The sequence below is a fragment of the Pseudomonas sp. Soil_N_39 genome (assembly GCF_057655955.1).
In genome coordinates, this window is the sequence record NZ_JBDGLI010000013.1 from 180468 (window position 1) to 206656 (window position 26189).

Sequence of the window (26189 nt, forward strand, 5' to 3'; positions counted from 1 at the left end):
GGGTCAGTTGGGCGTCGGCGTCAACAGCGTGGTTGACGCCCTCCTTCACCAGCGCTTGCATGGGCAACCGATGAGATCAGTACCTCTAGATAGTCGGCACCCGGTGCAACACCGTTCGCTGAACAGGCATCTGCTGCCAAGCCAGCTGCGCCTGAACAATGTCAACCGCATCCAGCACTTTCTGCGCCCAACCCTCATCTTCCGGATGAACCACGACCACGCGAAACCCATGGTCCTCACCTTCAATCTGCACGCCTTCGGAATCATCGACGTGCAAGTCGATATCGAACGCCGGCGGATATTTCGAGGGCGCATTCGACAGCCCATGGACCGTCAGCGCGCGGTTGTGCAGCACGCTGTTGACCACACCCTCGACGCGGATGCCGTACAGCAACAGCCAACGGCGGATGTAGGACGGTGTGCGACCGGACGACGTGTAGACCCAGATGCTGCAGTCCTGGCGGCGCAGCTCTCGGATCAGGGAGCGTGTCCCCCTGCGCAACGGCTCACCCAGCCAACGATGAACGCAGGCCGGCAAGCGACTTTGCTCGACTTCGCAGTGGTGGAGTTGGCAGGCGAGCGTGTCATCGATATCAAACGAAATGCGTATGCGCTGCCGCCTCGACATCTGCATCGGGATGGCGCTGCGGATGGCCTGCCCTACCCGGCTGCCGACGGTTTTGCATTTGGCGAGCGCTGAATTCCCACTCATTAATGGCCACCTTGAGAGATGGGCAAATGCTTGCCTTTGAGAAAGAACTTCATTGGATCGGGTGCCTGTTCTTCTAAAAATGCTGCGTATTTTTTCTTGATCTTGGGCAATTCGTACAACGCCTTGACGCCATGTTTAGCAGAGTTGCGTATGACCGATGACGGATTGAAGTAGCCCTCGGCATTTTCCAGTGTCAACACAAAAGGAGGCAACCCCGCGCGCATCAACAGGTAGCTGACGATGAGCGACCCACTGCGGTTGTTGCCTTCAATGAACAACTGCGGCTTGCTGAGAATGCGGACATAGACGCCAGCCGCACGCTTCCAGACGGACTCGCTGCGATACGCGCAATACCAGTTGTACAAGTCCTTGATGCCTCCCTCAACGTTGTTGAAGAAATGCGCCTCGGTCGCGGCCAGGTGCTGGGCGTACTCCAAACGGCGCGCCGGGTCTCGGCCACAAAGCACCGTGGCGTTGATCTCGAGCATCAGGTTCAGTTGCTGAAGGTCGAACAGGTCAACGCCGCGGGCAACATAGTCGTCAATCAACGCGTAGCCTTCAAGCACATTGTGCAGCACCTCGTCAGTCAAGGGATCGCGCGGCTCCGTGAAGTGCCGGCTGAGCTCGATGAAGCGGTTTTGTACTTCCCGCAGTGCACGTTCAATCGCAGTCAAATCAAGGCGATGCGTAGCTGGCATTGGTGCTCCTTGGAAACGCTTGGTAAATGTCTACCGGATGCCGGCCAAATCCATTTGGCTTCTGCAGGTATGCGGCCTTGACCGGAGGTGTGTCTTAACTGAACTTGCCGCTGATGTAATCGCCGGTCATCTGTTCACGTGGGTTGTCGAAAATCTGCGTTGTTGGACCCATCTCAACCAGATAGCCGGTGCGCGTGCCCTGGGAAATATCCACCGAGAAGAACGCCGTGGTGTCAGCGACACGGATGGCTTGCTGCATGTTGTGGGTGACCAGCGCGATGGTGTAGTCCTTCTTCAACTCGACCATCAGCTCCTCCACCCGCCGGGTAGCGATCGGGTCGAGTGCCGAACACGGCTCATCCAGCAGCAGGACTTCCGGCTCGGTGGCGATGGCGCGGGCGATGCACAGTCGTTGTTGCTGGCCGCCCGAGAGCGACAGGCCGCTGACCTTGAGCTTGTCCTTGACTTCATCCCACAGGGCGGCACCTTGCAGCGCGTGCTTGACCCGGTCACCAATATCGCCCTTGTAGCGATTGAGGCGCAGGCCAAACGCGACGTTGTCGAAGATGCTCATCGAGAACGGGTTCGGCTGTTGAAACACCATACCGATGTAGCGACGCACGACCACCGGATCAACGCCCTTGCCGTAGACGTCTTGCCCAAGGAAGTGCACGTGGCCTTCGAAACGGAAACCTTTCACCAGGTCATTCATTCGGTTGAGGCTGCGCAGCACGGTACTCTTGCCGCAGCCGGAAGGCCCGATGAAACCGGTGATCTTGTTTTTCTCGATAGGCACATGGCTGTCACGCACGGCCATGAAGTTGCCGTAGAAAATCTTGTCCAGTTTGCAGTCCATGACTACAGGCGCCTGGGTGACAAACGGAGCGGCTCTTTGCGCAGTGGATACGTTCAAAATCAGATGCTCCCGTTCTTAGTACTTGGGCTTGCCGAAAATACGGCTGATGATATTCACGAGCAGCACGATCATCACCAGCACCAGTGAGGCCGCCCATGCGAGCTCGAGCTGGTTGTCGAAAGGCATGCCGGAGAAGTTGTAAATCAACACGGCAAGCGATGCCGTTGGGTTCATGACCTCGAGGCTACCTTGGTGGTAGATCCAGTAGTTGCTGAACAAGGCGGTGAACAACAACGGTGCTGTCTCGCCCGCGGCACGTGCCACGGCCAGCATGACGCCGGTCAGGATCGCCGGCATGCCGGTGGGCAAGACGATTTTCCAGATCACCTGCGAGCGGGTGCAGCCCATGCCATAGGCGGCATCCTTCATGATCTTGGGCACCATCCGCATCGATTCTTCCGCCGTCAGCACGACGATAGGCAGCATCAGGACTGCCAGCGCGACGCCACCGGCCGGTGCCGAATAAGTGCCGGTGGTCATCACCACCAGGGCGTAGGCGAACACCCCGGCCAGAATCGAAGGCAGCCCCGTGAGCATCTTGGCGGCAAAGCGCGCAGCGTTCGCCAGCTTGCTGTCCGGCCCCAGTTCAGCCAGGAAGATCGCCGCCATGATGCCAACCGGCACCGCGATGGCCGCCGCGATACCCACCATCACGAAGGTACCTGCCATTGCGTTGCCGAAGCCCCCGCCCATCTCGAAGCCAGTCGGCGGCAGTTCGGTGAAGACTTCCAGGTTCAGGCGAGCGCCGCCACGGGTGATCAGCATGTAGAGCACGGAAATCAACGGCACGCTGGCCAGCAGCGCGCCGCCCCAGACCAGGGTGGTCAAGATCAGGCTGCGCAGGGCGCGGCCTTCGAACTTGCGCTGCAGGCTGGGCATCGCGCCTGCTGGAGACGTCAAGTCTGTTGCAGCAGTCAGATCAGTCATCACTTATTACCCCGTTGGGCGTACATCATGATCAAGGAGCCAAAGACGTTCACGATCAACGTGATGAACATCAGCACCAGCGCGGCATACATCAACACCTCGATTTCGTTTGGCCCGGCTTCGGGGAAGTTCAGCGCCAGCAAGGCCGCCAGGGTGTTGGCCGGTGCGAACAGCGAAAGGGAAATGTTATTCGCGTTGCCGACCAGCATGGCCAGCGCCATCGTTTCACCCAGCGCGCGCCCCAAGCCAAGTACCAAGGAGCCGAAAATACCCGTGGCGGCCGATGGCACCATCACCTTGAGAATCGCTTCCCAGTGGGTGGTCCCCATACCGTAGGCGGCCTGCTTGGTTTTCATCGGTACGCCCGTGAGCGCATCCTGCGAAACGGCGGCAATGGTCGGCAGAATCATGATGGCAAGCACCAACGCCGCAGGAAGCAGCCCCGGCCCGCTGAGGGATGTGCCGAAAAATGGCACCCAGCCGAGTTCGCTGTTCAACCAGGTGGTAAGCGGTCGAATCGCCGGGATCACCACGTAGATCCCCCACAGGCCGTAGACGACGCTGGGGATGGCCGCGAGTAATTCGACAATGGTTCGAAAGATGGCGGCGAGCTTGGGAGGCAGGAAGTCCTGGGTCAGGAAAATTGCCATGCTGACGCCGAAAAAGCCTGCAATCAGCAACGCAATCAGAGCACTGTAGAGCGTGCCCCAGATAGCCGGCAGGATGCCGTATTTACCTTGGTTAACGTCCCAGACAGTGCCGAGAAGCACATCAAATCCGTGCTTTTCCATGCCGGGAAGCGCCTTGCGTCCCACCTCGAACACGAGGGCAAATACCAACGCCAGAACCAGGACCACCCCGATACGCGCGAGCGCACGAAAGGTGCGATCAACCAGAAAGTCCTTCGCGGACGGTGGTTGGCAGGCGGAATCTGGATTAACCGGTACGACAAAGGGTTTGTTCATTGGCTAAGTCCGGAACAGGGGAAAAGCTCTCCCGGCATGGCTGACAGCCCATACCGAGAGAGGCCTCAGGCGTTACTGAATGTTGGCGGAGGCTTTGCGAACCTGGTCGACAACCGACTGCGGCAACGGGATGTACCCCATCGAGTCGGCAATTTTCTGCCCTTCGGTCAGGCTGTATTCGACCATTTCACGCATGGCTTTGGCCTTGGCCGGATTGCCGTTGTCCTTGCGGAAGATCATCCAGGTGTAGGACGTGATCGGATAGGACTTGGCGCCGTCCGGATCAGGCAACCAGGACACCAGGCTTTCCGGCATCTTCACCGCTGCCAGAGCCTCGGCGCCACTCTCGGCGTTTGGCACTACGTATTGGCCGGCCTTGTTCTGCAACTGGGCGAAGTCAACCTTGGCAAGTTTGGCGAAGCCGTATTCGATGTAGCCAATCGCGCCCGGCGTCTGGCGTACGGTAGCCGTCACACCATCGTTCTTCGGCGACTTGATGAACTTGTCACTGGCCGGCCAGTTGACGGTGTTGCCCTCCCCCAGCGCCTGCTTGAAGTCCGGATTGATGGTCGCCAAGTGCTTGGTGAATACCGCGGTCGTACCGCTGGAATCCGCACGCACAACAACCGTGATCGGCGTATCGGACAGTTTCAGGTCCGGGTTGGCAGCGACGATCTGCGGATCGTTCCAGCGGGTGATCTTGCCCAGGAAAATGTTCGAGTACACATCCCGTGGCAATTTCAAACCTTTAGGGTTGCCTGGCAGGTTATAGGCCAGCACGATTTCCCCAGCGGTCATCGGCAGCAACTGCACGCCTTCGGCAACCTTGGCGATATCCTCGTCTTTCATTGCCGAGTCACTGGCGGCGAAATCAACGGTTTTATTCAGAAAGTCCTGTACACCCGCGCCACTGCCCTTGGATTGGTAGTCCACAGTGACACCTTCGGACTTCTTGCTGAAATCCTTGAACCAGGTCAGGTAGATCGGCGCCGGGAAACTCGCGCCAGACCCCGTCAGACGGACGCTTTCTGCAGCGAATGTCGCCGAAGTGGCACAAAGAGAAAACGTAACGGCGAGCGCAGCAGACTTCATCAAACTTTTCATTAGAAGAAATTCCTTGTGATGACGGGCTGGGGAACTCTGCAACAGTCGTGTTACGTTTTTATGAAGATCGAATTGCAAAAGGCAGCAAAATGCTTAATGCCAGCCAGTTAAGCGAAATTCTGTGGGAGCGGGCTTGCTCACGAATGCGCCGGGTCGGCTTGCAATGATGTTGGTTGTGCCGCGATCAGGCATCCTTTCGCCTGGGTTTGATACAAGTCAAGTTGCCCTCGCCCATGGCGGTCATGATCGATCCCAGACACACTGTACAAAAGCTGTTCGACCCACATCATCGTCCCTCAGGAGTGTCTGGAAATGCATAAAATACTGGTTGCTGTCGATGGTTCGAAATACTCGGAACGAGTCGTGCGCTACCTCGTGGGAATCATCCAGGACGGTGGATTGCTCGGGGGCAACGTAGAGATTCATTTAGTGAATGTGCAGACACTCTTACCGACCCGCGTCGCGCAAGGGATGAGTCGCGATGAGTTGGACAGTTACTACCTTGAAAAAAGTACGCAGGCTTCGCGCCGAGCCATTGATTCATTGGAGAACGAAGGCATTGCATTCACTTTCCACGCGTTACAAGGTGACGCGGCGAGCAGAATCATTGCCTGTTCCGAATCGTTAGGGTGCGACAGCATCATCCTGGGCTCACATGGCAACGGTGTCCTGGAAGGCATTTTCTTAGGATCTGTCGCGGCTAAAGTGACTCAGTTGTCCAGCATCCCGATTACGTTGGTTAAATAGATACGATGCTCGGCAGCGGGCGCAATACTGCCGCGGTACACCGTCGGGCGCCCTGGGCGTCTGCCGCCTATGAAAAAACAACCAAGATTCGAGCCTGGCACCGCAAGCAACATCAGTGACGCAACAACCTACGCAGCGGAACCCCATCCTTGAGCACGGGGGATTTGATGACGATGTAACTGAAGTACTTGGAAATGCCGATGTTCTTGTCCAGCAACCCTTCGATCACCTCCTGGTAATGCTGGATGCTGCAGGTCATGAAACGCACCAGGTAATCGTAACCGCCGCTGATCAAATGGCACTCCAGTACCTCATCGACCAAGCGAATATTGGATTCGAACTTGGCGAAGTCTTCCCGCTTGTGGTCGCTGAGGGTGATTTCAGTGAAGACCGTGACCGAGTCGGTGATCTTGGCCAGGTTGAGATGGGCCCGGTAGCCGGAAATGTAACCCGCCGACTCAAGCCGCTTGACTCGCTGCAGGCATGGGCTGGATGACAGGCCCACGGCATCGGCGAGACTGACGTTGGTCATTCGACCGTCCTTTTGAAGTTCAACAAGGATACTGATATCAATTCGGTCTAGTTTTATTAAACCTTCCATCGGGTACCCCTCGGTTGTCTTCAGGTTGACAGTGGTTTTAGCAAATTCAACGGCGCAAAGATAGCTGATGCTGAGCGACGAGGTCGGCCATGCTGGTGATGTAGAAATCGGCGGAATATTCTTGATTATCAGGCTCATGGCCACGGCGGATCAGGCACAGTCCCGCGGACGTTGGCGGTTGTGCAGGCGGCCTGGACACTTGCATGATGTTTTCAGGCTTGAGCTTGTTCGCCTGCAGCCATGCCTCATCCTCCAATGGATTGTTGGCTCGGGAATGCAGGTCCTCGGGAGGGATTCCCAAACGCTCGCAGAGCTGGTCACGATCCTCGGCATCACGATCGCAGTACACCAGCAACCGGTAGAATTTACGCAGGTACAGCATGGCGCCGGGCGCGTCCTCGAACAGCGACCAGTTGCAGGCCGAACGAGCAAAGCTCATGCCCTCCTCCCAACTGACCTTGAACCCCAAACGCTCTGCCAGTTGACGATGGGCAAAGCACAATAAACCACTGAAACCCAATTCGGAGAAACGCGGATAAAGTCCGCGCACCGCCTCGTCGAATTCAGCCAGTACCGCTTCCCTGTCTGGCATGCCCGGGTGGTTTTCGAGCACAGGTTGCAGGGCCATCCAGACACCGGAATCCCGATCGACCAGGACTTCGTCGCAATCGATCAGCAGCGCACGATAATCAGTCAGGTGCATGTGTGTCGCCTCCCATGATGCATTCATCAATCCATATGCTCTAAATGCCCTCGGTCGGCACATCGCTACAGATGTACCGACCGAGACCTGAGATTAATCCAACACGCGTTGCAATGCTGCTTCGAGAATGGTCAGTGCTTCGTCGATCTGGCTTTCTTCGGTGACCAGGGGCGCCAGGAAACGCAGGACATTTCGGTATACCCCGCATTTGATCACCAACAGCCCGCCTACCCTGGCCTGGTCGATCAGTTGTTGGGTGAGCTCGGCGTCGGGACTGCGGGCCTCATCGTCCTTGATCAATTCGATGGCCAACATGAAGCCGGTGCCGCGCACATCACCGATACGTGGATGACGTGCCTGCAAGCGCAGCAGGCCCTGACGCAGCCGCTCGCCCAATACCTGGCCACGCTCGAGCAACTGCTCCTGTTCGTACGCTTCGATCACCGCCAGCGCAGCTGCACAAGACAAGGCGTTACCGCCATAGGTGCCGCCGAGGCCACCGGGCAATGGCGCGTCCATGATGTGCGCTCGGCCCACCACGCCGGAGATGGGCAAACCACCTGCCAGACTCTTGGCGACGGTGACCAGATCCGGCTGAATGCCAGCATGCTGAAAACCGAACCATTTGCCGGTACGACCGAAGCCGGTCTGGATTTCATCGAGGATGAGCACGATGCCGTGTTGTTCGGTCAGGGCACGCAGTGCCTGGAGAAATTGCGGTGGCGCGGAAAGGAAGCCACCGTCGCCCTGCACCGGCTCGATGATGATCGCCGCGACTCGATCCGGCGCGACTTGGGTCGCCAGCAACTCATTGAGGGCCTGCAACGCCATCTCGCTGCTGAAGCCGCGATAGGCATTCGGGTAGGGGGTATGGAAGACCTCAGGCGCGAAGGGCCCGAAGTTCTGTTTGTAGGGCTGGCTCATGCCCGTCAGCGTTGTACCCAGCAAGGTACGCCCATGGAAACCGCCACGAAAGGAAATGACGGCGGGACGGTTGGTATGGGCGCGGGCGATCTTCACCGCGTTCTCCACGGCTTCCGCGCCGGAAGTGAACAGCGCCGCCTTGTAGGCTTGCTGGCCACCTACCAATTCGCACAGGCGCTTGACCAGGTCGAGATAGGGCTTGTAGGCCACCACCTGGAAGCAAGCATGGCTGATCTTTTGCAATTGGGCCTGCACGGCCGCGATCACCTTTGGGTGATTGTGACCGATGTTCAAGACGCCAATGCCGCCGACGAAGTCCAGGTAGCGCGTCCCGTCCACGTCCCACACCTCAGCCCCCTGGGCCCGGTCGATGACCAGCGGATGTGCGGTGACCAACCCCCGTGGCACGAATTGATCGCGTTGACGGAGCAAGCTTGGGGTTTCTTCGACTTTACTGTTCATGGCATCTCCCACAGTGAACCAGGCAACCGGGAAACGGCTGCGATGTGTTCCACAGGTTAAGCGTTCGACACAATTGTCTAAGCCGAACTTGGCCTCTGGGAAATTCGGATCGACTGTTTTCACCCCGGTAAACAGCAGAATCCTTCAGCCGGCTCCAGCCCCATGGAATCTGCCGACAGACGCCCTATACAACGCAGTGTCATGCGATTACGGCCGCTCTTTTGATACATCCTGCTTTGCCACTCGGGCATGCTGGATGTTCCCTATTCCAGTACGAGAAGTGACCCATGGCCTTGCTTTATAAAGCCGACCCGGTACGCGGCGAACAATGGAAGCGTTTATTCGCCGAGCACGCGCCGGACATCGAATGGCGTGCCTGGCCGGACATCGGCGACCCGAAGGACATTCGCTACCTCGCCGCCTGGCAGGCGCCGGACGACCTCGAAACACTGCTGCCAAACCTGGAAGTGCTGTTCGCCTTGTCGGCTGGGGTCGACCAGCTTGATCTTGATCGCTTGCCCACGTCCCTGCCGGTGGTTCGTTTACTTGACCCCGGCATCACCCAGGGTATGTGCGAGTACGCCAGCTTCGCCGTACTCAGCCTGCACCGGGACATGCTCCGTTATCGCCAGCAACAGATCGCGCGGTGCTGGCAGGCCCACTTGCTGAAACCGGCAGCCCAGCGTCGGGTCGGTGTCATGGGGCTTGGCATGCAAGCCAAGCAGATCCTGGCCACCTTACAGACCTTTGGTTTCGCCTTGTCGGGCTGGGCGCGCAGCGAACACAATATCGTTGGAGTGGATTGCTTTGCCGGTGACGAACAGCTCCCGACGTTCCTTGGCCAATGCGACATCGTGATCTGTGTCTTGCCATTGACCGAGCAGACCAAAGGGATTCTCAACCGCCAGTTGTTCCACCATCTGCCCAAGGGGGCTGCCCTGGTCAACATGGGCCGCGGTGGGCACCTGATAGAAGAGGATCTGCTCGAGGCCCTGGCCAGCGGCCAGCTCAGTGCCGCGGTGCTCGACGTCTTGCAACAGGAACCGGCACCGCCGGAGCATCCGTTCTGGCAGCATCCGCAAATCTTGCTGACGCCGCATATCGCGGCAATGACCCAACCCGAAAGTGCCTTTGGCGTGTTACTGGACAATATCCGGCGCCATCAACGCGGCGAATCGATGCTCGGCCAGATTGACCGCCAACGCCGTTATTGACCCGCGCTTTGTCCATGTATCTACGAAAAGCACCGACGAAAAAATCCGCTGATATTTGCTGCTGAGCCTGCTGTCGATTTGAGCAATAACTGCGGCGCGTGAAGCCGCAACTTATGCAATCTACCGAATCAATGTCCGCCTCTTGTCAGGCCTGGCGGCAGGTGAGATACCAGCACTTTCAGCGGAGAAATCCGACCGGTCACCCTCCCCGTCCATGGAGATCTGTCATGTCCAACACGCAACGCCCCGTCTATACCTTTCGCCCCATGACGTCTGCCGATGTGGCAGCGGCCCATGCCTTGTCCGTGCAGTTGAAGTGGCCCCACCGCCTGGAAGACTGGGCCATGCTGCAGCGTGTCTCGCAGGGGTTTGTCGCAGAGGACGAAGGTCGCCTGATCGGTACGGCGTTCACCTGCCCGCAGGGTGATTACGCCACGATCGGCCTGGTGATCGTCAGCGATGAGTACCAGGGTCAGGGCATCGGCCGCAAATTGATGGAGCTGGCAATCCAAGCGTGCGGCTCGCAGACAGCCATGCTCAATGCGACGCTGGCCGGCGCGCCGCTTTATGTCAGCCAGGGATTCGTTGACTTTGGGCATATCCAACAACATCAAGGAACCGTATTGCCCCCAGCCCCCACGGACCTGCCATCCGATGAGCGCCTGCGCCGCCTGACCGAAGCAGATCGGAACGACGTGATCGAGCTCGCCAACGCCGGCAGCGGCCTGGACAGGCATACCGTGCTCAACGATCTGTTCGAGAGTGTCGAAGACGTCGTGGGGATCGAGCGCGATGGTCAACTGCGTGCGTTCGCCCTTCTGCGTCCCTTCGGTCGTGGTCGTTCCATCGGTCCAGTCGTCGCAGAAAACCCAGAGCAGGCCAAGCACTTGATCGCGGTGTTGTTGACTCAAGTGTCGGATGCTTTTGTGCGTATGGACATACCGTCCGACAGCGGCCTGGGTCCTTGGCTGGAAGAAGCCGGACTGAAGCAGGTCGACACCGTCGCACAAATGGTTCGTGGGACCCCACCCCAGGCCAGCGGCGACGTACACCAGTTTGCGCTGGTAACCCAGGCCATCGGCTGACGCCCCTTCATCACCGCTATACCATCCACTCTCCAGGAGAAACACCCTCATGCTAGAACCCACTGCCGTGCTGTTGGCCCATGCCAACGGCACTCCCGTGTCCACAGCGTTTACCAGCGGCTCATTAGGAGCCAACGATCCGTTCGACCGGCAGATTGCTTATGTCGGGACCGATGACATTGCTGCCGGCATCGTCCAGGCGAGCGGGCAATTCAGCGTCGATGAATACCCCTATAGCGAAACGATTGTCGTCCACGCCGGACACGTCACCTTGCAGAGCCAGGATCACGTGATCGCACTCACCCCGGGTGACAGCGCCGTGATTGCCCGTGGCACCTCGGTTCGGATCGAGGCACAACCTGGCTCGCTCTGGGCATTCTGTGCCGATACCCAGCCTGTTGAAGTCGGCCATATCGGGCTGACCGCTCTTCCCCCGCACACTCTGCTCTCCCCTTCGACGCCACCGAGTGAGGAATTTTTGCTGAGCCCGACACCGCAATGTCGTTCGAACAACCTGTTCGTCGAGGATGCGACCAACCTGCGTATTGGTATCTGGGATTCGACACCTTATATCCGTAAGGCGCGGCCACACACGATGCATGAACTGATGCACTTGCTTGAGGGCAGCATCGTTCTTCAGCTTGCGGATGGTACGGGTCTGGCGGTGAGTACTGGCGATACGGTGTTTGTGCCTAAGGGGGCTCCTTGCGCTTGGAAGAGCAGTGTCTATGTGCGTAAGGTCTATGTTTGTAAGTGATGTCTGGTGGGGCTTTTTTGGGTGTGAATATCCGTTATTTGGGTAACGGCTGCTGACGGTTCCGCTCTTACAGCGGGTCACTTTTGAAGAGCCCGGAAGCCGGCCCAGTCAAAAGTAACCAAAACGCCTCTGCCCCAGCACTTGGTGCCTCGCTTAGGCTCGGCATGCCTGAACGAAGGCATTGCTCCGTGGGCCGCCGCGAAGGGTCATCCATGGCCCAGCGCGGCTACCTCGGCATCCATGCCGAGGTGCCCACTGCGCAATGCCTGCGTTCGGCCAGCGTGGTTAACGGGGCGCCCGAGATCAACGTCCTCCCCGAGGCGGCCTGGTAGCCGACCTGGTTCTCCCGGTCTTACACCCATCAGATCTGTGGGAGCAAAGCTTGCTCGCGATAGCGGTGGCTCAGTCAATGAAGAAGTTGGATGTGCTGGCCTCATCGCGAGCAAGCTCGCTCCCACAGTGGTTTTGTGTTGGACATGAATTTGTGTTCACTGGAGATTGGATATGGGAGCGAGCTTGCTCGCGATAGCGGTGTCATAGCCGATGAAGATGCAGGATGTGCTGTCCTCATCGCGAGCAAGCTCGCTCCCACAGGGGAAACGCGGTCCCACCAACAGCCAGGTCGGCTATCAGGCCGCCTCGCGTTGGACGTTGATCTCGGGCACACCGAGCCTAAGCGAGGTGCCGAGTGGTGGGGCAAAAGCGTTTTGGTTACTTTTGACTGGGCCGGCTTCCGGGCTCTTCAAAAGTGACCCGCCGTAAGGGCGGAACCCTAAGCCGCCGTTACCGCAGCAACGGATATACACACCGTTAAAAAACTCACAGAGTGCCCACTCCGATCAAAGCGCCATCGCAATAGCCTGCCCCACATCCTGAGTCGACCCCTGCCCCCCCAGATCAGGCGTAATCGGCCCGTCGGCAATCACCCGCTCGATAGCCCTGAGAATCCCATCATGAGCCGCACGATAACGCTCATCGCCATTACCCAAGAAGTCCAACATCAAAGCGCCAGACCAGATCATCGCAATCGGATTGGCAATATTGCGCCCATAGATATCCGGCGCCGAGCCATGAACCGGTTCAAACAGCGAGGGAAAACGTCGCTCCGGATCGAGATTGGCCGAAGGCGCGATGCCGATGGTACCGGCGCAGGCAGGCCCCAGGTCGGACAGGATGTCGCCGAACAGATTCGACGCCACGACCACATCGAAACGATCGGGCTGAAGCACGAAACGCGCGCACAGGATGTCGATGTGTTGCTTGTCCCAGGTGACTTCGGGGTACTGCTGCGCCATGAGCGCCGTGCGTTCATCCCAGTACGGCATGCTGATGGAGATGCCATTGGACTTGGTCGCTGCCGTCAGGCGTTTACGCGGCCAGGTCTGGGCCAGGTCGAAAGCGAACTTGAGAATGCGGTCCACGCCGCGGCGCGTGAACACCGATTCCTGCAGCACGAACTCATGCTCGGTGCCTTCGAACATCTTGCCGCCGATCGAGGAATACTCGCCCTCGGTGTTTTCGCGGATCACCACGAAATCGATGTCTCCGGGCTCGCGCCCGGCCAACGGGCATGGCACGCCGGGAAACAGCCGCACCGGCCGGATGTTCACGTATTGGTCGAAGTCCCGACGAAACTTCAGTAGCGAACCCCACAGGGAAATGTGATCCGGCACCTTGTCCGGCCAGCCCACGGCACCAAAATAAATCGCATCGAAGTCCTTGAGCTGCGCGAACCAGTCGTCAGGCATCATCTGCCCGTGTTCCAGGTAGTAATCGCAGTGAGCCCAGTCGAGCACTTCGATGCTCAAATCCAATTGCCATTTCTTCGCGGCCTGCTCCAATACCCGCAGACCTTCCGGCAAGACTTCCTTACCGATACCGTCGCCGGCAATCGCGGCGATTCTGAATGGTTTGCTCATCAACCGTGCCTCCTCTCTTCAAACGCTGACCGGATCACAGCCCACCCATGTGGAAGGCTTTGACTTCAAGGAATTCGTCCAGGCCATATTTACTGCCTTCACGCCCCAGGCCCGATTGCTTGATACCGCCAAAGGGCGCGACGTCCATGGAAATGAGCCCGGTATTGAGACCGACCATGCCGAACTCCAGCGCCTCACCGAACCGCCATGAGCGGCGCAGATCCTGGGTGAAGAAATAAGCGGCCAAGCCATAAGGCGTTGCGTTGGCCCAGGCCAGCGCCTCTTCTTCAGTGCTAAAGCGCATCAGTGGCGCGACCGGACCGAAGGTTTCTTCGTTGGCCAGCAGCATCCCGGCATGGGTATCACCCAGCACTGTCGGCTGGACAAACTGGCTGTCGCCTTTGGGGATCTCACCACAGAGTAGACGAGCGCCCTGGCTCAACGCCTCGTCGATATGTCGAGCGACTTTACTGACCGCCGCCGCATTGATCAGCGGGCCTATGTTTACGCCGTCGTCCAGACCATCGCCGACCTTGAGTTTGCCCACCTCCTCCACCAGGCGTTGGGCGAAGCGCTCGTAGATCCCGTCCTGCACCAGAATCCGGTTGGCGCAGACGCAGGTCTGCCCGGCGTTGCGGAATTTGCTGAGCATGATGCCGGTCACGGCCTGCTCCAGGTCCGCGTCGTCGAACACGATGAACGGGGCGTTACCACCCAGCTCCAGGCTCAAGCGCTTGATGTGTTCGGCGCTCTGGCGCATCAGCAGACGACCGACCGCAGTGGACCCGGTGAAGGACAGTTTGCGCACTGTCGGGTTGCCGGTCAGTTCTTCCCCAATGCCTGCAGGCATGCCGGTGACGACGTTGAACACCCCGGCCGGAATGCCGACCCGTTCGGCCAGCACAGCCAGGGCCAGGGCCGACAGCGGGGTCAGGTCCGACGGTTTGACCACGATCGTACAACCGGCGGCCAGGGCTGGCGCGCACTTGCGGGTGATCATCGCGTTGGGGAAGTTCCACGGCGTGATCGCGGCGCAAACACCGACCGGTTGCTTGAGGGTCAGCAAGCGGCGATCACCGCTGGGGGCCTGGATGGTTTCGCCGTAGACCCGTCGGGCCTCTTCGGCAAACCATTTGACGAAGCTGGCACCGTAGCGAATTTCGCCCTGGGCTTCCGCCAGCGGCTTGCCCTGTTCACAGGTCAAGATCAACGCCAGGTCGTCGAGGTTGTCGATCATCGCCTGATACCAGCGATCCAGCAACGCCGCCCGCTCCGCCGCCGGACGTGCACGCCAGGCCGGCCAGGCACGGTCGGCGGCTTCGACGGCGCGCCGGGTTTCATTGCCTTGTATCGCCGGCACCCGGGCGAGTACCTCGCCAGTGGCCGGGTTGGTGATGTCCAAGGTGGCGGCATTGTCGGCGCCGACCCATTGACCGTCGATGTAAGCGAGTTCTACCAGCAGGCTGGGATCTTTCAGGCGATTCTTGAGCATGACGTCGAGTCCTGTTTTGAGACAGCCTTCAGTCTATTGTTTCGCCCTGGACGAGGATGCTGAAAACGCCGGCCCTACAGCCGTGAATGCTGAAAATCAGCCTTCGACGGCATGCTCTACTGTGGGTGAGGAATGATCGCCGTGAGCTTCGATCAGACGATGAAGCGCATGGGATTGCAGGCGTGGTGACGCAATGATCTATCAGGTAAACGGAACACTAGCTGTGCATCGAGCCCAGCAAGCCTTGCAAGAAGCGCTCGCCAGCGACCATCTGACTGATCTCGATGAACTCGTCAGGCTTGTGCGCCTGTTCTATCGAGCCTGGGCCGCAGACCACCACCGGCACATCCAGGCGTTGTTTGAACAACCCGCCTTCGGTGCCGAACGAGACTTTGGCTGTGCCGGTGTCCGGGGCGGCAAAATTTTTCAGGAACCGCACCGCTTCGACGCTCGGGTGGGTATCGAGGCCCGGGTAGACATTCAGAGTCTCGATCTCGATAGCGGCCACGCTGGAGAGCTTCTTGGCTTCGCGCACGATCAGTTCCGCCCGCTCGCGCATCTGCTCCAGGAACCCGTCCAGGTCGTCCGCCGGCAAGTTACGCACTTCGAAGTCCAGGGTGCACAAGTTAGGCACGATGTTCAGCGCCTTGCCGCCGACAATCTGGCCAACATGCACGGTGCTGTAGGGCACGTCGTAATCGCTATCCCGTGCGCCCTGCTCTTGCAACTGCTGCTGGCTCAGGCGCAGCGCGGCGATGAAATCGCAAGCCACATGAATCGCATTGACCGAGCGCGGCGCCAGGGAGGAATGCGCTTCCAACCCGCGACAGTACGTACGGTAAGAACCCTTGCCCTTGTGCCCGAGCACGAACTGCATATTGGTCGGCTCGCCGATGACGCACAGAAACGGGCGAACCGGTGCCAGGTGCAGCACATCGAGCAAACGACGCACGCCCACGCAACCGATCTCTTCGTCATGGGACAGTGCCAATTGCAATGGCCGGCGCAATGGCTGCTCGGTGGCATCGAGCATGGCGTCGATCGCCAGGGCGATAAAGCCCTTCATGTCGCAACTGCCGCGGCCATAGATCCGCCCGTCCTGCACCGTCGCCTCAAACGCCGGAAAGGTCCAGGCCTGCCCCGCCGCCGGCACCACGTCGGTATGCCCCGACAGCAAGATTCCCGGCACGTCCCGTGGCCCGGTGCTGGCAAACAGATTGGCTTTCTTGCCGCTTTCGTCTTTGACGATCAGTGACTCGATGCCCTTGGTCAGCAACAGATCGCGCACGTACTCGATCAAGGCCATGTTCGACTCTGAAGAGACAGTGTCGAAAGCCATCAACCGTTTGAGAATCTCCAATACACGGGGTTTCATGAGGCCTTGCTCCGTTGCTCGACTGAAGAGGAAAAACGCTTGATGTCGACCAGCCTGACAAAACGCCTGTTCATGCATACGCCGCCACGGTCACGTTAGTGGACTGCTGGGTCTTCATCAATTCGGCACTGTCGTGGTGGCAAAGGATTTCACTGCCGCCGACAATCATCCGACGCTCCGGTGCGACACAGTTGCACAGGCCGTCGACCCGCACCGGGCAGCGACTGAGGAAGGTGCACAGCCCGGGTACGTTGGCTTTCGGGCCGATGGACGGCAGCGTCTGGCAGGTCGTTGCCCCGCAGGTTTCCAGCCAGCCCTGGCGCAGTTCCGGTACGGAATGGATCAACAAGTCGGTATACGGATGGAACGGCGCCTCGGCATAGGATTGACGGGTACCGGCCTGGATCTTGTGGCCGCTGTACATCACCACGATGTCGTCACACAAGGCGCGCACGGTGGAGATGTCGTGGCTGATGAACAGATAGGACACCCCCAGTTGCTGGCGTAGATCGCGCAGCAGTTCGAGAATCGCCGCACCGACCACGGTATCCAGCGCCGAAGTTACCTCGTCGCAGAGAATCAGGTCCGGCTTGGCTGCCAGGGCTCGGGCCAGGTTGACCCGTTGCTTCTGCCCGCCGGACAGCTCGTTCGGACGTCGGTCCGCCATTGTGCGGGGCAAGCGAACGAGGTCGAGCAATTCGCCGATACGCTCGCGCAAAGCCGCGCCCTTGAGGCCGAAATACATCTTCAGTGGACGGCTGAGGATCGTGCTGACGCTGTGCATCGGGTTGAGGGCGGTGTCGGCATTCTGGAAGACCATTTGAATGCGTCGGAACTGCTCGTTCGTGCGCGACGACAGGCTGCCGCCCAGGGGGTGGCCATCGAACGTCAACCCGCCCAGGGCCGGCACCAACAATCCGGCCACCACCCGTGCCAGGGTCGATTTGCCAGAGCCCGATTCACCGATGACGCCGATGGCCTGGCCCCTGCGAACCGTCAGGTCAATGTCTTCCAGCACACGAATGGCGGGCATGCCCTGGGCATCTTTATTGCCGTAGCCAGCGATCAGCCCCTGGATGGTCAGCAATGGCGTGTCTTGGGCGATGTCGCTCGGCGGACGGATCGTCGTGTCCGGCCGCGCCGCCGCCAACAAGCTGCGGGTGTATTCGTGGGCTGGGCCCTTGAGCAACGGTGCCGTGGCGCTGTGTTCGAAGATTTCGCCGCCATTGAGCACCACGATCTGGTCAGCCATCTGCGCCACCACCGCCAGGTCGTGGGACACATAGACGGCCGTGGCCCCACGCTCACGGACCACCCGTTTGAAGGCCCGCAGCACATCGATCTGGGTGGTCACATCCAAGGCCGTGGTCGGCTCGTCGAGCACCACCAGCAACGGATCGCTGATCAGCGCCATGGCCGCCATCACCCGTTGCAGTTGCCCGCCAGACACCTGATGAGGGTAGCGTTGGCCAATGCGCTCAGGGTCAGGCAAGGCCAGGTCGCGGAACAGCTCGATGGCCTTGGCCTCAAGCACGGCCCGGCTGCCCAGATCATGAATCAGCGCGCCCTCCACTACTTGATCGATCAGTTTTTTCGCCGGGTTGAACGCCGCTGCGGCGCTTTGGGCAATATAGGACACCCGATTGCCGCGCAACTTCTGCAATTGGCTTTCGCTCAGCGCCAGCATGTCATGCTCGCCGATTTGCACGACGCCGCCCGCCAGCCGACAACCGCGTCGGGCATAACCGAGCAGTGCCAGGGCAATGGTGGTCTTGCCGGAACCTGACTCGCCGATCAACGCCAACACTTCGCCCTTTTGCAGGGAGAAGCTGACGCCCTTGACGATGTCCACTTCACCGCGCTCGCCACAGGCGACCACTCGCAGGTCCTGTACTCGAATCAATTCGCTCATTTCAATGGCCTCCCGAACGTCGGCTACGTCGCGACGACAACCGGTCGATGAACAGATTCACGCCGATGGTCAGGGTGCCGATGGCCAAGGCCGGAATCACAATGGCCGGCGCGCCCTGATTGAGGCCACCGATGTTCTCGCGCACCAGTGAGCCCAGGTCGGCATCCGGTGGTTGCACGCCCAGTCCCAGGAAACTCATGCCACTGAGCAGCAGCACGATGAAACCAAAGCGCAGTCCCAGGTCCGCCAGCACCGGGTTGAGTATGTTCGGCAGGATTTCCACGCAAGCGATGTACAGCCGGCGCTCGCCACGAGTGCGGGCCACTTGCACGTACTCCAGCGCTTCGATGTTCACCGCCATGCTGCGGGCGATGCGGAAAGCTCCGGGGGTGTAGCTCAACACCGCCGTGCAGATCAGCAAGGTGACCGAGGAGCCGAAGGCCGAAACCATGATCAACGCCAGCATCTTGCTGGGGATCGAAATGAACGCATCCATCAGGCGACTGATCAGCTCATCCAGCCACTTTGGCGACACCACCGACAACAGTGCCAGACTGGTTCCCAGGGTGCTGGACAGCACCGCGGCCACCAACGCCAGGCCGACGGTGAAGCGTGCGCCGACAAGGATCCGGCTAAGCATGTCGCGGCCCAGGTAATCGGTGCCGAACGGGTACGTCGCGCTGAGGCTGTCGAAGACGTTGTCAGAGACCACCTCCCCCACCGGATGCGGCGCCAGCCACGGGCCGAAGATGGCCACCAGCAACCAGAGCACACACATCGCGGCGCCAACCAGGCCAAGCCAGGACTTGGCGTGGGCGTCTTTGCCCAGCCCCAGCGCAACGGCCGCCGTCGGGGACTTCACAATGAGGTTGTTCATTGGTTTCTCAGCCTCGGGTTGGAAAGAATCGCGCACAGGTCGGCAATCAACACCAACCCCAGGTACGCCGTACAAAACAACATGGTGCAGGCTTGAACCAGGGCCATGTCGCGGTTGGTCACGGCATCGACCATCAGGCTGGCGATGCCGGGGTAGTTGAAGATCGTTTCCACAATCACCACCCCGCCCAACAGGTAGGACAGGCTCAGGGCGATGGCATTGGCGATAGGGCCAATGGCATTGGGCAAGGCATGCCGAAGCACGATCCGGATATTGCTCACACCCTTGAGCCGGGCCATTTCCACGTAAGGGCTGTCGAGCTGATCGATCACCGCCGCCCGGGTCATGCGCGACATTTGCGCAACAATCACACAGCACAACGTCATCACCGGCAACGCGTAGGTGCGCATGAATTGCCAGGGTGAGGTGATGTCACTGGCGTAGGACAGTGCCGACAACCAGCCCAGGTTCACCGCGAATATCAGCACCGCCAAGGTGGCGACCAGGAATTCCGGCACCGCCACCATGGTCAAGGTGAAAAAACTCAGGAAGCTGTCGATGCGCCCGCCTCGGCCCATCGCTGAACCGATACCCAGGGTCAACGCCACAGGCACCGACACCAACGCCGTGGCAGCCGCCAGCATCAAGGTGTTGGGGACCCGGCCGGCCATCAGATCGATGACCGGCATGGCGTTGGACATCGACATGCCCATGTCACCGCTGAGCAGGCTTGTCAGCCAGTGCAGGTAACGCAACACACCGGGCTGGTCCAAGCCCATTTTCATCCGCAGGGCCGCCACTTGTTCCGGCGTGGCGAACTGCCCCAGCGCCTGTTGCGCCGCGTCCCCCGGCAGCACCGCCGTGATGGCGAACACCACCATGGAGACAATCAACAAGGTCACGGCCGCCGCCCCGAGGCGGCGGCCGATCAACCAGAGTGTGTTGCTATTCATCATCCGACCCTCATGCAATATGGCCCAGACCCGACGCTCATCAGGCGTCCAGCCAGACTTGCTCGGCAAACATGTAGCCCATGAAACCGCCCAGAGGGTTGGCGCCATAGCCTTTGACGCGCTGATCGGCGCCGTCGATGTTGCTGATAAACACCGGTACGCCGATACCGCTGTGCTCATGCACCAGCACTTGCATGTCGGCGTACATCTTGCCGCGCTTGGCCTCGTCGGTTTCGCCCCGAGCCTGTATCAACAACTGGTCGAACTGTTCGTTTTTCCAACCGGATTCATTCCATGGTGCGGTCGACTGGAAAAACTGCGAGAACAGCATGTCGGCATTCGGGCGCGGGTTGATGTTGCCAAAACTCAGCGGGTGCTTGGCCCAGTGGTTGGACCAGTAGCCATCGCTCGGCAGGCGGTTGACGTTGAGTTTGAGCCCCGCCTCCTTGGCAGATTGCTGCAGCAACACCGCGACGTCCACCGAGCCGGTCGCCGCTGGCGAGCACATCAACGGCATGGTGATGTTTTCCATGCCAGCCTTCTTGAGCAGGAACTTGGCTTGTTCCGGATCGTAAGCCCGTTGTGGCAATTCGGCGTTGTAGAAGCGGGCACCGGGGGCGATCGGATGATCGTTGCCGACCCTGGCGTAGCCCCGGAAAATCGCCGACTTGATCTGCTCCCGGTCCAGCAGCAACTTCATGGCCTGGGTGAATTCCGGGCTTTTACCTGGCATCTGGTCCTGACGGATGATCAGGTCGGTGTAGTTGCCCGACGGTGAGTCAATGACCTGGTGCTTGGCGCTGGCCTTGATGCGGGTCGTCGAGCGTGGGTTGACCTCGTTGACGATGTGCACGTCCCCCGACAGCAACGCGTTGATCCGTGACGACTCGTCGGCAATGCCGATGAATTCGATCTCGTCCAGGTACGGCAAGCCGGGTTTCCAGTAGTTGGTATTGCGCACACCAATGGAACGCACCCCGGGCTTGAACTCCTTGACCTTGAACGGACCGGTACCGATGCCCTGGCTGAAATCGCTGGTGCCCTCGGGCACGATCAACATGTGCGAAACGGCCAGGATCGATGGCAGTTCGGCGTTGGGGCCGCTCAACTGTATCTGCACTTCGTGGGTGCCGACGGCTTTGACGTCGGCGAACTGCGACGCCAGCGGCAGGACCTTGGAACCGGTGATCGGGTCCTTGTGCCGCAGCAGCGAAAACACCACGTCGGCGGCGGTCAGTGCCTTGCCATTGTGGAAGGTCACTTCCTTGCGCAGGCTGATCACCCAAAGCGTGGCGTCAGTGGTTTCGATGCGCTCGGCCAGCTCCAGTTGCGGCACCATATGGCTGTCGAAACGCGTCAGCCCGTTATAGAACATGTAATGGCGCACATAGTCGGTGGACGATGAACCCTTGGCCGGGTCCAGGGTGTCAGCGGTGGAGCTGGTCGAGCCTGCGACGCGAATGCGACCACCAGGCTTGCCTTTGCCAGGGGTGGCGGCCTCTTCATCGGCGAACAGCTTGCCGGCGGCGCCGAACAGGCTACCCGCGCCCGCCACGGCCACACCGGCCAATCCCAGCATTTGCAATGCATTGCGGCGTGACATGCCGCGATTGAGCCCTTCAAAGATGCGCAGACTTTCCGTACCTGTTATCAGCTGGGTGTCGATACTGTTTTTTTTGTCAGTCATGTCAGTTCTACCTTTCGCAAGTGATAAGGCTCGATTGCTCGCAATTAACGCAATGTGTTGAACGTGAAGCGTCCTCGCAACTCAGTGCAAATAGTCTTGAAGGCGGTAATACGCACCCACCAGAGGCAGGAACCAGGGCTTGCCAAAATGTCCGGGGATGGCTGGCCAATCGAGTTCGCGCCAAGGGTTGGCCTCGACCTTGCCGGCCATGACGTCGGCCATGACTTGCCCCATGTGCACCGACATCTGCACGCCGTGGCCGCTGTAGCCCATGGAGTGATAAACCCCTCCGTGCTGGCCGGCCCGGGGCAACCGGTCGGAGGTCATGTCCACCAATCCACCCCAGCAATAATCGACCTTCACCTGGGCCAGTTGCGGGAACATCCGCACCATCGCCGCGTGCAAGACTTTGCCGCTCTTGGCGTCGGACACGCTGTCAGACATGGCAAACCGCGCACGCCCGCCAAACAGCAGGCGGTTGTCCGGGGTCAGGCGGAAATAGTTACCGATCATGCGGCTGGTGACATAGGAGCGGTGTGCCGGCAGCAGACTGTCGATCAGCGCCTGCGGCAACACCTCGGTGGCGATCACAAAACTGCCCACCGGCACGATCCGCCGCCGATACCAGCCCAAGCCACCCTGCTGAGAGGTGCCGGTGGCCAGCAGGATCTGCGTGGCCTGTAGCGAACCCTTGGTGGTATTGACCCGATAGCCGTCGGCACTGGCTTTCCAGTCCGTTACGGACACACCCTGGAAAATCAGCGCGCCGTGACGGGCGGCGGCCTCGGCCAACCCGACCCCGAAGCGCCCGACGTGCATCTGCACGCCGTTGCGTTGCAACAAGCCACCGTGGAATTGGTCCGAGTTGACTTCAGCGCGGGTCTCCTGGGCAGACAGCAACTCGACCTCGGCATCGACCTCCCGCCGAATCAATTCGCAGGTGCGCGCCAAGCCTTCGTAATGCATGGGCTTGGCCGCCAGCTTGAGCTTGCCGTTGCGCGTGAAGTTGCAGGCGATCTGCTCTTGCTCCACCAGCGAGACGACGCTCTGCACAGCGCTTTCATAGGCCTGGTAATAGGCGCGCGCTTTATCGGCGCCGAGGCTGGCACTCAGTGCCGCGTAGTCCTGGGCGACGCCGGTATTGCACTGGCCGCCATTGCGTCCTGACGCCTCGCCAATGACCCGCCCGCCTTCCAGCACCGCCACACTGGCCCCCTTCAAGGCCAGGGCCCGGGCCGCAGCCAGGCCAGTGAAACCACCACCGACGATGGCCACATCGACCTGCCCGGGCAACGCACCGAGCTGGGCACCGGTAAATGCCGGTGCGGTATCGAGCCAATAAGACTCACTGCCCATGTCTAACCCCTTATGCCTTGAAGAGTGCCCAGAGACTCAGAGACCGACTAAACCGGCTAATCCGCCGATGTCCGGGATCTGGTGGTAGCTGTAACCAACGTTTCCAGGCAGCTCATGACCACGGGCCACGAACGCTTTGTGCTTGATCTTCATGTCGTGGGCAGACATCAGGTCATAGCGGAAGCTCGAGGACACGTGCAGGACATCCTCCGGCCCGCAGCCGAGGTTATCGAGCATGAACTCGAAGGCAGCCAGGCGCGGCTTGTAGGCTTGGGCTTGTTGGGCCGTGAAGACTTTATGGAAAGGTGCGCCGAGCTTGTCGACGTTGGACATGATCTGCTCGTCCATCGCGTTGGAGAAAATCACCAGGGGAATCTTGTCGGCAATTTTCGACAAGCCGGCCGGTACGTCGGCATGCGGGCCCCAGGTCGGTACGGCATCGTAGTAGAGCTGGCCTTCGCCTTTGTACTCGACACCCCAACGCTTGCAGACCCGGGCCAGGGCGGTCTTGAGAATTTCATCATAGGGCCGCCAGTCACCCATCACCTGGTCCAGGCGATAGGCCGAGAAATCCTTGACGAACTGGTCCATTTGCTCGGCTGGAACCCGATCGGCGAACAGTTCGCGCGTCATGGTCCCCATCTGAAAGTTGGTCAATGTGCCGTAGCAGTCAAAGGTAATGAACTTGGGGCGAAGGAAGCTCATGAGTGCAGTCCTGAATGATGGTTGAGGTCATGAGGGGCAAGCGGTTGCGCCGTTCTGGAAGGTTGGGGGCAACGCTGCATCACGGTTTTATTACAGCATCATGAGACCGTGCATAAACTGTTAAAAGTATAGGCCGCTTGGCACAAACCACCGTTTTTCGGGGCCTGCTCAGCAGACTGTGCGGGATGCGCCAAGCATGGGCATTTGCGCCGTTTTCAAGGCATTTGCGGACGCTTATGGTGCGCAAAAAACCACTGGAGACCTCGCGTGCGGCAGAATCTACGCCTGCGTTATACCGGCAGTACGGGCCTGCAAAACGAAAACGGGCGCATCCCTGAGGATGCGCCCGTTTATTGTTTGGCGGGTGAGCTCCCCCCTGCCCTCAAAACTCCGCGACCTTGCCCCAGGCCGAAGATTGGAAACGGTCCGGGTGATAGGGACGCGGATCAACCAGCGGGGTCATGTCACAGACAATATCGGCGATCAAATGGCCCGCACCCGGGCCGATGCCGAAGCCATGCCCACTGAACCCCGCCGCCAGCACCAGGCCCGGCAGGCTCGCTATCTCGCCGATGCCCGGGACGCCGTCAGGCGTACTGTCCACATAACCTGCCCAGGCGGCGGTGACCGACGACGTCTTCAGCATCGGGATCAGGTCTACCGCGCGCTTGTACGTCAACTCAACCGTCGAGGCGTCGGCCTTCGGATCCAGAATTCGCATGCGCTCCATCGGTGTTGGCTGGTCCAACCGCCAGCGGCCCAAGCCTTCGTGCCCCGATTGGAAGCCCTCCAGGCCGCCGGGGGCCAGCTTGCGCCACCTGCGCTGGAACATCGGCAGGAACTGCGGGGCGAAACGCAGCAGTTGCAAAGTCGGGTCAACCCGCCCTCTCCCACTGATGGCTACCGTGATCCCACCATCGGAACGACGGGTCATGGAGACTTCATCCGTGTGGAGCGCGTCCGGTATCTCTTGGGCGTTCTTGGAAACCGACAGTATCGTTTGACGAATGGATGCCTGGGGAAACCGGATGCCGTACTGACGGCAGAAAGAGGACGCCCAGGCGCCACCGGCGAGCACCGCGAGCTTGGTGCGAATGGTGCCCTTCTCGGTGACGACGGCAGACAACCGGCCGCCCTCGGTCTCGAGGCCACGTGCGGCGCAGCCCTGGTGCACCGTGCCCCCCAGCTTGATGATGGCCCGTGCAACCGCCGGGGCGGCACGGGATGGGTCTGCGGTACCGTCGGTAGGTGAAAAGACCCCGCCTTTCCACGACTTGCCGGTCACCCGGCCATGTTCGGCGGCCTGTTCCGCCGTCAGCATGTGGGTTTTCACATTGACGGTACGGGCAAACTCCCCCCATTTTGCCCAACTGGCCAGTTCTTTCTCGTTGTTGCTCAGATAGAGCAAGCCACACCTTCTGAACCCTGTGTCCTCACCGGTCTCTGCCGCAAACTGCTCCCACAGATCCAGGCTCTTGGTCGACAGCGGCAGCTCGCGAGCGTCTCGATTCTGCTGACGGCACCAGCCCCAGTTTCGACTCGATTGCTCTGCACCCACGCGGCCCTTTTCCACCAGCGCGACCTTCATGCCGCGCTTGGCCAGGTAATAGGCCGTGAAGGTTCCGATAATGCCGCCGCCGATCACGACAATGTCAGCGTGCGTCGGAAGTTCAGAATTCGTCTCTACGGAAATTAACGGTGCTGGCATTTTAGGGATGTCCATGAAGGCCGGGGGATTTGAAGGTACGTCTTCTTCAGGTGGTCGCGGGTGCATTGGCCATGCACTGAGGGTTGCGACCTGGGCAAGCCGCTGCTTCGTTCTGGAAGCTTTGGTGCCACGCTGAATCATGGGGTTATTACAACACCATGAAACCGTGCATAAACGGTTAAAAGTATAGGTTGGCTGGTACAAAGCACCGTTTTGCGGGATGTGTTCAGCAGACTTTGCGGGAGGGTTCGGTATTTGTTCTGTGAGATGTAGTTTTGGGTGTATATCCGTTGCTGCGGTAACGGCTGCTGGCGGTTCCGCCCTTACGGCCATCCCTTTCAAGGTCTTTTCGTTTTGGCGGCCTTGATTACCCGGTCCGTTGAAACATGT

24 protein-coding genes are annotated in these 26189 nt (G+C 59.8%); 5 read left to right on the forward strand and 19 right to left on the reverse strand.

The annotated features are described in order from the left end of the window. Positions 1-85: 85 nt before the first annotated feature. The 6 genes from AC3A5O_RS19890 to pstS form a co-directional block, all read right to left on the reverse strand. Positions 86-712 (reverse strand): hypothetical protein, encoded by a 627-nt coding sequence (locus AC3A5O_RS19890; protein WP_436278786.1) that lies wholly within the window; start codon positions 710-712, stop codon positions 86-88. Next, the gene (locus tag AC3A5O_RS19895) at positions 712-1410 is read right to left on the reverse strand and encodes a hypothetical protein (protein WP_122564776.1); all 699 of its coding nucleotides are present in this window, start codon (positions 1408-1410) and stop codon (positions 712-714) included. Before AC3A5O_RS19895 ends, AC3A5O_RS19890 begins: the two co-directional genes overlap by 1 nt. Before the next feature lie 94 nt (positions 1411-1504). Further along, on the reverse strand, positions 1505-2266 hold the full coding sequence (gene pstB, locus AC3A5O_RS19900; RefSeq protein WP_025214260.1) for a phosphate ABC transporter ATP-binding protein PstB: 762 nt from the start codon (positions 2264-2266) through the stop codon (positions 1505-1507). A 75-nt stretch (positions 2267-2341) separates the two neighbouring features. Next, positions 2342-3253 carry a phosphate ABC transporter permease PstA gene (gene pstA / locus AC3A5O_RS19905; protein ID WP_122564778.1) on the reverse strand — a complete coding sequence of 304 codons (912 nt, stop codon included), beginning with the start codon at positions 3251-3253 and terminating at the stop codon, positions 2342-2344. After that, entirely contained in the window at positions 3253-4218 is a 966-nt protein-coding gene (gene pstC, locus AC3A5O_RS19910; protein WP_122564779.1) for a phosphate ABC transporter permease subunit PstC, read from the reverse strand. The genes pstA and pstC overlap by 1 nt, the downstream gene beginning before the upstream one ends. A 72-nt stretch (positions 4219-4290) precedes the next feature. Beyond that, positions 4291-5322, reverse strand: a complete 1032-nt coding sequence (gene pstS, locus AC3A5O_RS19915) for a phosphate ABC transporter substrate-binding protein PstS (protein WP_122564780.1) — start codon at positions 5320-5322, stop codon at positions 4291-4293. 312 nt (positions 5323-5634) lie between these two features. Between pstS and AC3A5O_RS19920 the strand changes: the two genes are divergently transcribed. Then, complete coding sequence (locus AC3A5O_RS19920; RefSeq protein WP_487753612.1) at positions 5635-6069, forward strand: universal stress protein; 435 nt, start codon at positions 5635-5637, stop codon at positions 6067-6069. Between the two features lie 112 nt (positions 6070-6181). Here the strand turns inward: AC3A5O_RS19920 and AC3A5O_RS19925 are convergent, their stop codons facing one another. From AC3A5O_RS19925 to gabT, 3 genes are all read right to left on the reverse strand, one after another. Further along, positions 6182-6670, reverse strand: coding sequence for an Lrp/AsnC family transcriptional regulator (locus tag AC3A5O_RS19925; protein ID WP_008146530.1), 489 nt, complete (start codon positions 6668-6670; stop codon positions 6182-6184). A 46-nt stretch (positions 6671-6716) separates the two neighbouring features. Continuing rightward, entirely contained in the window at positions 6717-7373 is a 657-nt protein-coding gene (locus tag AC3A5O_RS19930; protein ID WP_487753613.1) for an HAD family hydrolase, read from the reverse strand. A gap of 93 nt (positions 7374-7466) precedes the next feature. Beyond that, positions 7467-8759 carry a 4-aminobutyrate--2-oxoglutarate transaminase gene (gabT, locus tag AC3A5O_RS19935; RefSeq protein WP_305481549.1) on the reverse strand — a complete coding sequence of 431 codons (1293 nt, stop codon included), beginning with the start codon at positions 8757-8759 and terminating at the stop codon, positions 7467-7469. Between the two features lie 287 nt (positions 8760-9046). Between gabT and AC3A5O_RS19940 the strand changes: the two genes are divergently transcribed. The 4 genes from AC3A5O_RS19940 (at position 9047) to AC3A5O_RS19955 (ending at position 12147) form a co-directional block, all read left to right on the forward strand. Beyond that, positions 9047-9973: a 2-hydroxyacid dehydrogenase gene (locus tag AC3A5O_RS19940; protein ID WP_354339681.1), complete on the forward strand. Its 927-nt coding sequence runs from the start codon at positions 9047-9049 to the stop codon at positions 9971-9973. A gap of 227 nt (positions 9974-10200) precedes the next feature. Then, positions 10201-11058, forward strand: a complete 858-nt coding sequence (locus AC3A5O_RS19945; protein ID WP_487753614.1) for a GNAT family N-acetyltransferase — start codon at positions 10201-10203, stop codon at positions 11056-11058. Between the two features lie 49 nt (positions 11059-11107). After that, the gene (locus tag AC3A5O_RS19950) at positions 11108-11815 is read left to right on the forward strand and encodes a cupin domain-containing protein (protein WP_354339679.1); all 708 of its coding nucleotides are present in this window, start codon (positions 11108-11110) and stop codon (positions 11813-11815) included. A gap of 164 nt (positions 11816-11979) precedes the next feature. Beyond that, a complete protein-coding gene (locus AC3A5O_RS19955; RefSeq protein WP_487753621.1) occupies positions 11980-12147 on the forward strand; it encodes a hypothetical protein in 168 nt (55 codons plus the stop codon). Positions 12148-12654: 507 nt separating this feature from the next. On the opposite strand, the gene AC3A5O_RS19960 is transcribed toward AC3A5O_RS19955, so the two are convergent. The 10 genes from AC3A5O_RS19960 to AC3A5O_RS20005 form a co-directional block, all read right to left on the reverse strand. Next, positions 12655-13734 carry a tartrate dehydrogenase gene (locus AC3A5O_RS19960; RefSeq protein WP_487753615.1) on the reverse strand — a complete coding sequence of 360 codons (1080 nt, stop codon included), beginning with the start codon at positions 13732-13734 and terminating at the stop codon, positions 12655-12657. A 34-nt stretch (positions 13735-13768) separates the two neighbouring features. Beyond that, positions 13769-15226: an NAD-dependent succinate-semialdehyde dehydrogenase gene (locus tag AC3A5O_RS19965; protein WP_122564789.1), complete on the reverse strand. Its 1458-nt coding sequence runs from the start codon at positions 15224-15226 to the stop codon at positions 13769-13771. A gap of 217 nt (positions 15227-15443) precedes the next feature. After that, entirely contained in the window at positions 15444-16601 is a 1158-nt protein-coding gene (gene argE, locus AC3A5O_RS19970) for an acetylornithine deacetylase (RefSeq protein ID WP_122564790.1), read from the reverse strand. Between the two features lie 70 nt (positions 16602-16671). After that, positions 16672-18513, reverse strand: coding sequence for an ABC transporter ATP-binding protein (locus AC3A5O_RS19975; RefSeq protein WP_487753616.1), 1842 nt, complete (start codon positions 18511-18513; stop codon positions 16672-16674). Position 18514: 1 nt separating this feature from the next. Then, positions 18515-19390 (reverse strand): ABC transporter permease, encoded by an 876-nt coding sequence (locus tag AC3A5O_RS19980; protein WP_122564792.1) that lies wholly within the window; start codon positions 19388-19390, stop codon positions 18515-18517. Next, positions 19387-20343, reverse strand: a complete 957-nt coding sequence (locus AC3A5O_RS19985) for an ABC transporter permease (protein WP_122564852.1) — start codon at positions 20341-20343, stop codon at positions 19387-19389. The genes AC3A5O_RS19980 and AC3A5O_RS19985 overlap by 4 nt, the downstream gene beginning before the upstream one ends. 40 nt (positions 20344-20383) lie before the next feature. Continuing rightward, entirely contained in the window at positions 20384-22030 is a 1647-nt protein-coding gene (locus AC3A5O_RS19990) for an ABC transporter substrate-binding protein (protein WP_122564793.1), read from the reverse strand. Between the two features lie 81 nt (positions 22031-22111). After that, entirely contained in the window at positions 22112-23386 is a 1275-nt protein-coding gene (locus tag AC3A5O_RS19995; RefSeq protein WP_487753617.1) for an NAD(P)/FAD-dependent oxidoreductase, read from the reverse strand. Between the two features lie 36 nt (positions 23387-23422). After that, positions 23423-24091, reverse strand: coding sequence for a haloacid dehalogenase type II (locus AC3A5O_RS20000; RefSeq protein WP_122564795.1), 669 nt, complete (start codon positions 24089-24091; stop codon positions 23423-23425). 382 nt (positions 24092-24473) lie between these two features. Then, positions 24474-25799 (reverse strand): NAD(P)/FAD-dependent oxidoreductase, encoded by a 1326-nt coding sequence (locus tag AC3A5O_RS20005; protein WP_122564796.1) that lies wholly within the window; start codon positions 25797-25799, stop codon positions 24474-24476. Positions 25800-26189 lie beyond the last annotated feature (390 nt).

Excerpts from the sequence above, each read along its gene's own strand:
- AC3A5O_RS19890 (WP_436278786.1), bottom strand. The coding sequence starts at position 712 with ATGAGTGGGAATTCAGCGCTCGCCAAATGCAAAACCGTCGGCAGCCGG.
- AC3A5O_RS19895 (WP_122564776.1), bottom strand. The coding sequence starts at position 1,410 with ATGCCAGCTACGCATCGCCTTGATTTGACTGCGATTGAACGTGCACTG.
- pstB (WP_025214260.1), bottom strand. The coding sequence starts at position 2,266 with ATGGACTGCAAACTGGACAAGATTTTCTACGGCAACTTCATGGCCGTG.
- pstA (WP_122564778.1), bottom strand. The coding sequence starts at position 3,253 with ATGACTGATCTGACTGCTGCAACAGACTTGACGTCTCCAGCAGGCGCG.
- pstC (WP_122564779.1), bottom strand. The coding sequence starts at position 4,218 with ATGAACAAACCCTTTGTCGTACCGGTTAATCCAGATTCCGCCTGCCAA.
- pstS (WP_122564780.1), bottom strand. The coding sequence starts at position 5,322 with ATGAAAAGTTTGATGAAGTCTGCTGCGCTCGCCGTTACGTTTTCTCTT.
- AC3A5O_RS19920 (WP_487753612.1), top strand. The coding sequence starts at position 5,635 with ATGCATAAAATACTGGTTGCTGTCGATGGTTCGAAATACTCGGAACGA.
- AC3A5O_RS19925 (WP_008146530.1), bottom strand. The coding sequence starts at position 6,670 with ATGGAAGGTTTAATAAAACTAGACCGAATTGATATCAGTATCCTTGTT.
- AC3A5O_RS19930 (WP_487753613.1), bottom strand. The coding sequence starts at position 7,373 with ATGCACCTGACTGATTATCGTGCGCTGCTGATCGATTGCGACGAAGTC.
- gabT (WP_305481549.1), bottom strand. The coding sequence starts at position 8,759 with ATGAACAGTAAAGTCGAAGAAACCCCAAGCTTGCTCCGTCAACGCGAT.
- AC3A5O_RS19940 (WP_354339681.1), top strand. The coding sequence starts at position 9,047 with ATGGCCTTGCTTTATAAAGCCGACCCGGTACGCGGCGAACAATGGAAG.
- AC3A5O_RS19945 (WP_487753614.1), top strand. The coding sequence starts at position 10,201 with ATGTCCAACACGCAACGCCCCGTCTATACCTTTCGCCCCATGACGTCT.
- AC3A5O_RS19950 (WP_354339679.1), top strand. The coding sequence starts at position 11,108 with ATGCTAGAACCCACTGCCGTGCTGTTGGCCCATGCCAACGGCACTCCC.
- AC3A5O_RS19955 (WP_487753621.1), top strand. The coding sequence starts at position 11,980 with ATGCCTGAACGAAGGCATTGCTCCGTGGGCCGCCGCGAAGGGTCATCC.
- AC3A5O_RS19960 (WP_487753615.1), bottom strand. The coding sequence starts at position 13,734 with ATGAGCAAACCATTCAGAATCGCCGCGATTGCCGGCGACGGTATCGGT.
- AC3A5O_RS19965 (WP_122564789.1), bottom strand. The coding sequence starts at position 15,226 with ATGCTCAAGAATCGCCTGAAAGATCCCAGCCTGCTGGTAGAACTCGCT.
- argE (WP_122564790.1), bottom strand. The coding sequence starts at position 16,601 with ATGAAACCCCGTGTATTGGAGATTCTCAAACGGTTGATGGCTTTCGAC.
- AC3A5O_RS19975 (WP_487753616.1), bottom strand. The coding sequence starts at position 18,513 with ATGAGCGAATTGATTCGAGTACAGGACCTGCGAGTGGTCGCCTGTGGC.
- AC3A5O_RS19980 (WP_122564792.1), bottom strand. The coding sequence starts at position 19,390 with ATGAACAACCTCATTGTGAAGTCCCCGACGGCGGCCGTTGCGCTGGGG.
- AC3A5O_RS19985 (WP_122564852.1), bottom strand. The coding sequence starts at position 20,343 with ATGAATAGCAACACACTCTGGTTGATCGGCCGCCGCCTCGGGGCGGCG.
- AC3A5O_RS19990 (WP_122564793.1), bottom strand. The coding sequence starts at position 22,030 with ATGACTGACAAAAAAAACAGTATCGACACCCAGCTGATAACAGGTACG.
- AC3A5O_RS19995 (WP_487753617.1), bottom strand. The coding sequence starts at position 23,386 with ATGGGCAGTGAGTCTTATTGGCTCGATACCGCACCGGCATTTACCGGT.
- AC3A5O_RS20000 (WP_122564795.1), bottom strand. The coding sequence starts at position 24,091 with ATGAGCTTCCTTCGCCCCAAGTTCATTACCTTTGACTGCTACGGCACA.
- AC3A5O_RS20005 (WP_122564796.1), bottom strand. The coding sequence starts at position 25,799 with ATGCCAGCACCGTTAATTTCCGTAGAGACGAATTCTGAACTTCCGACG.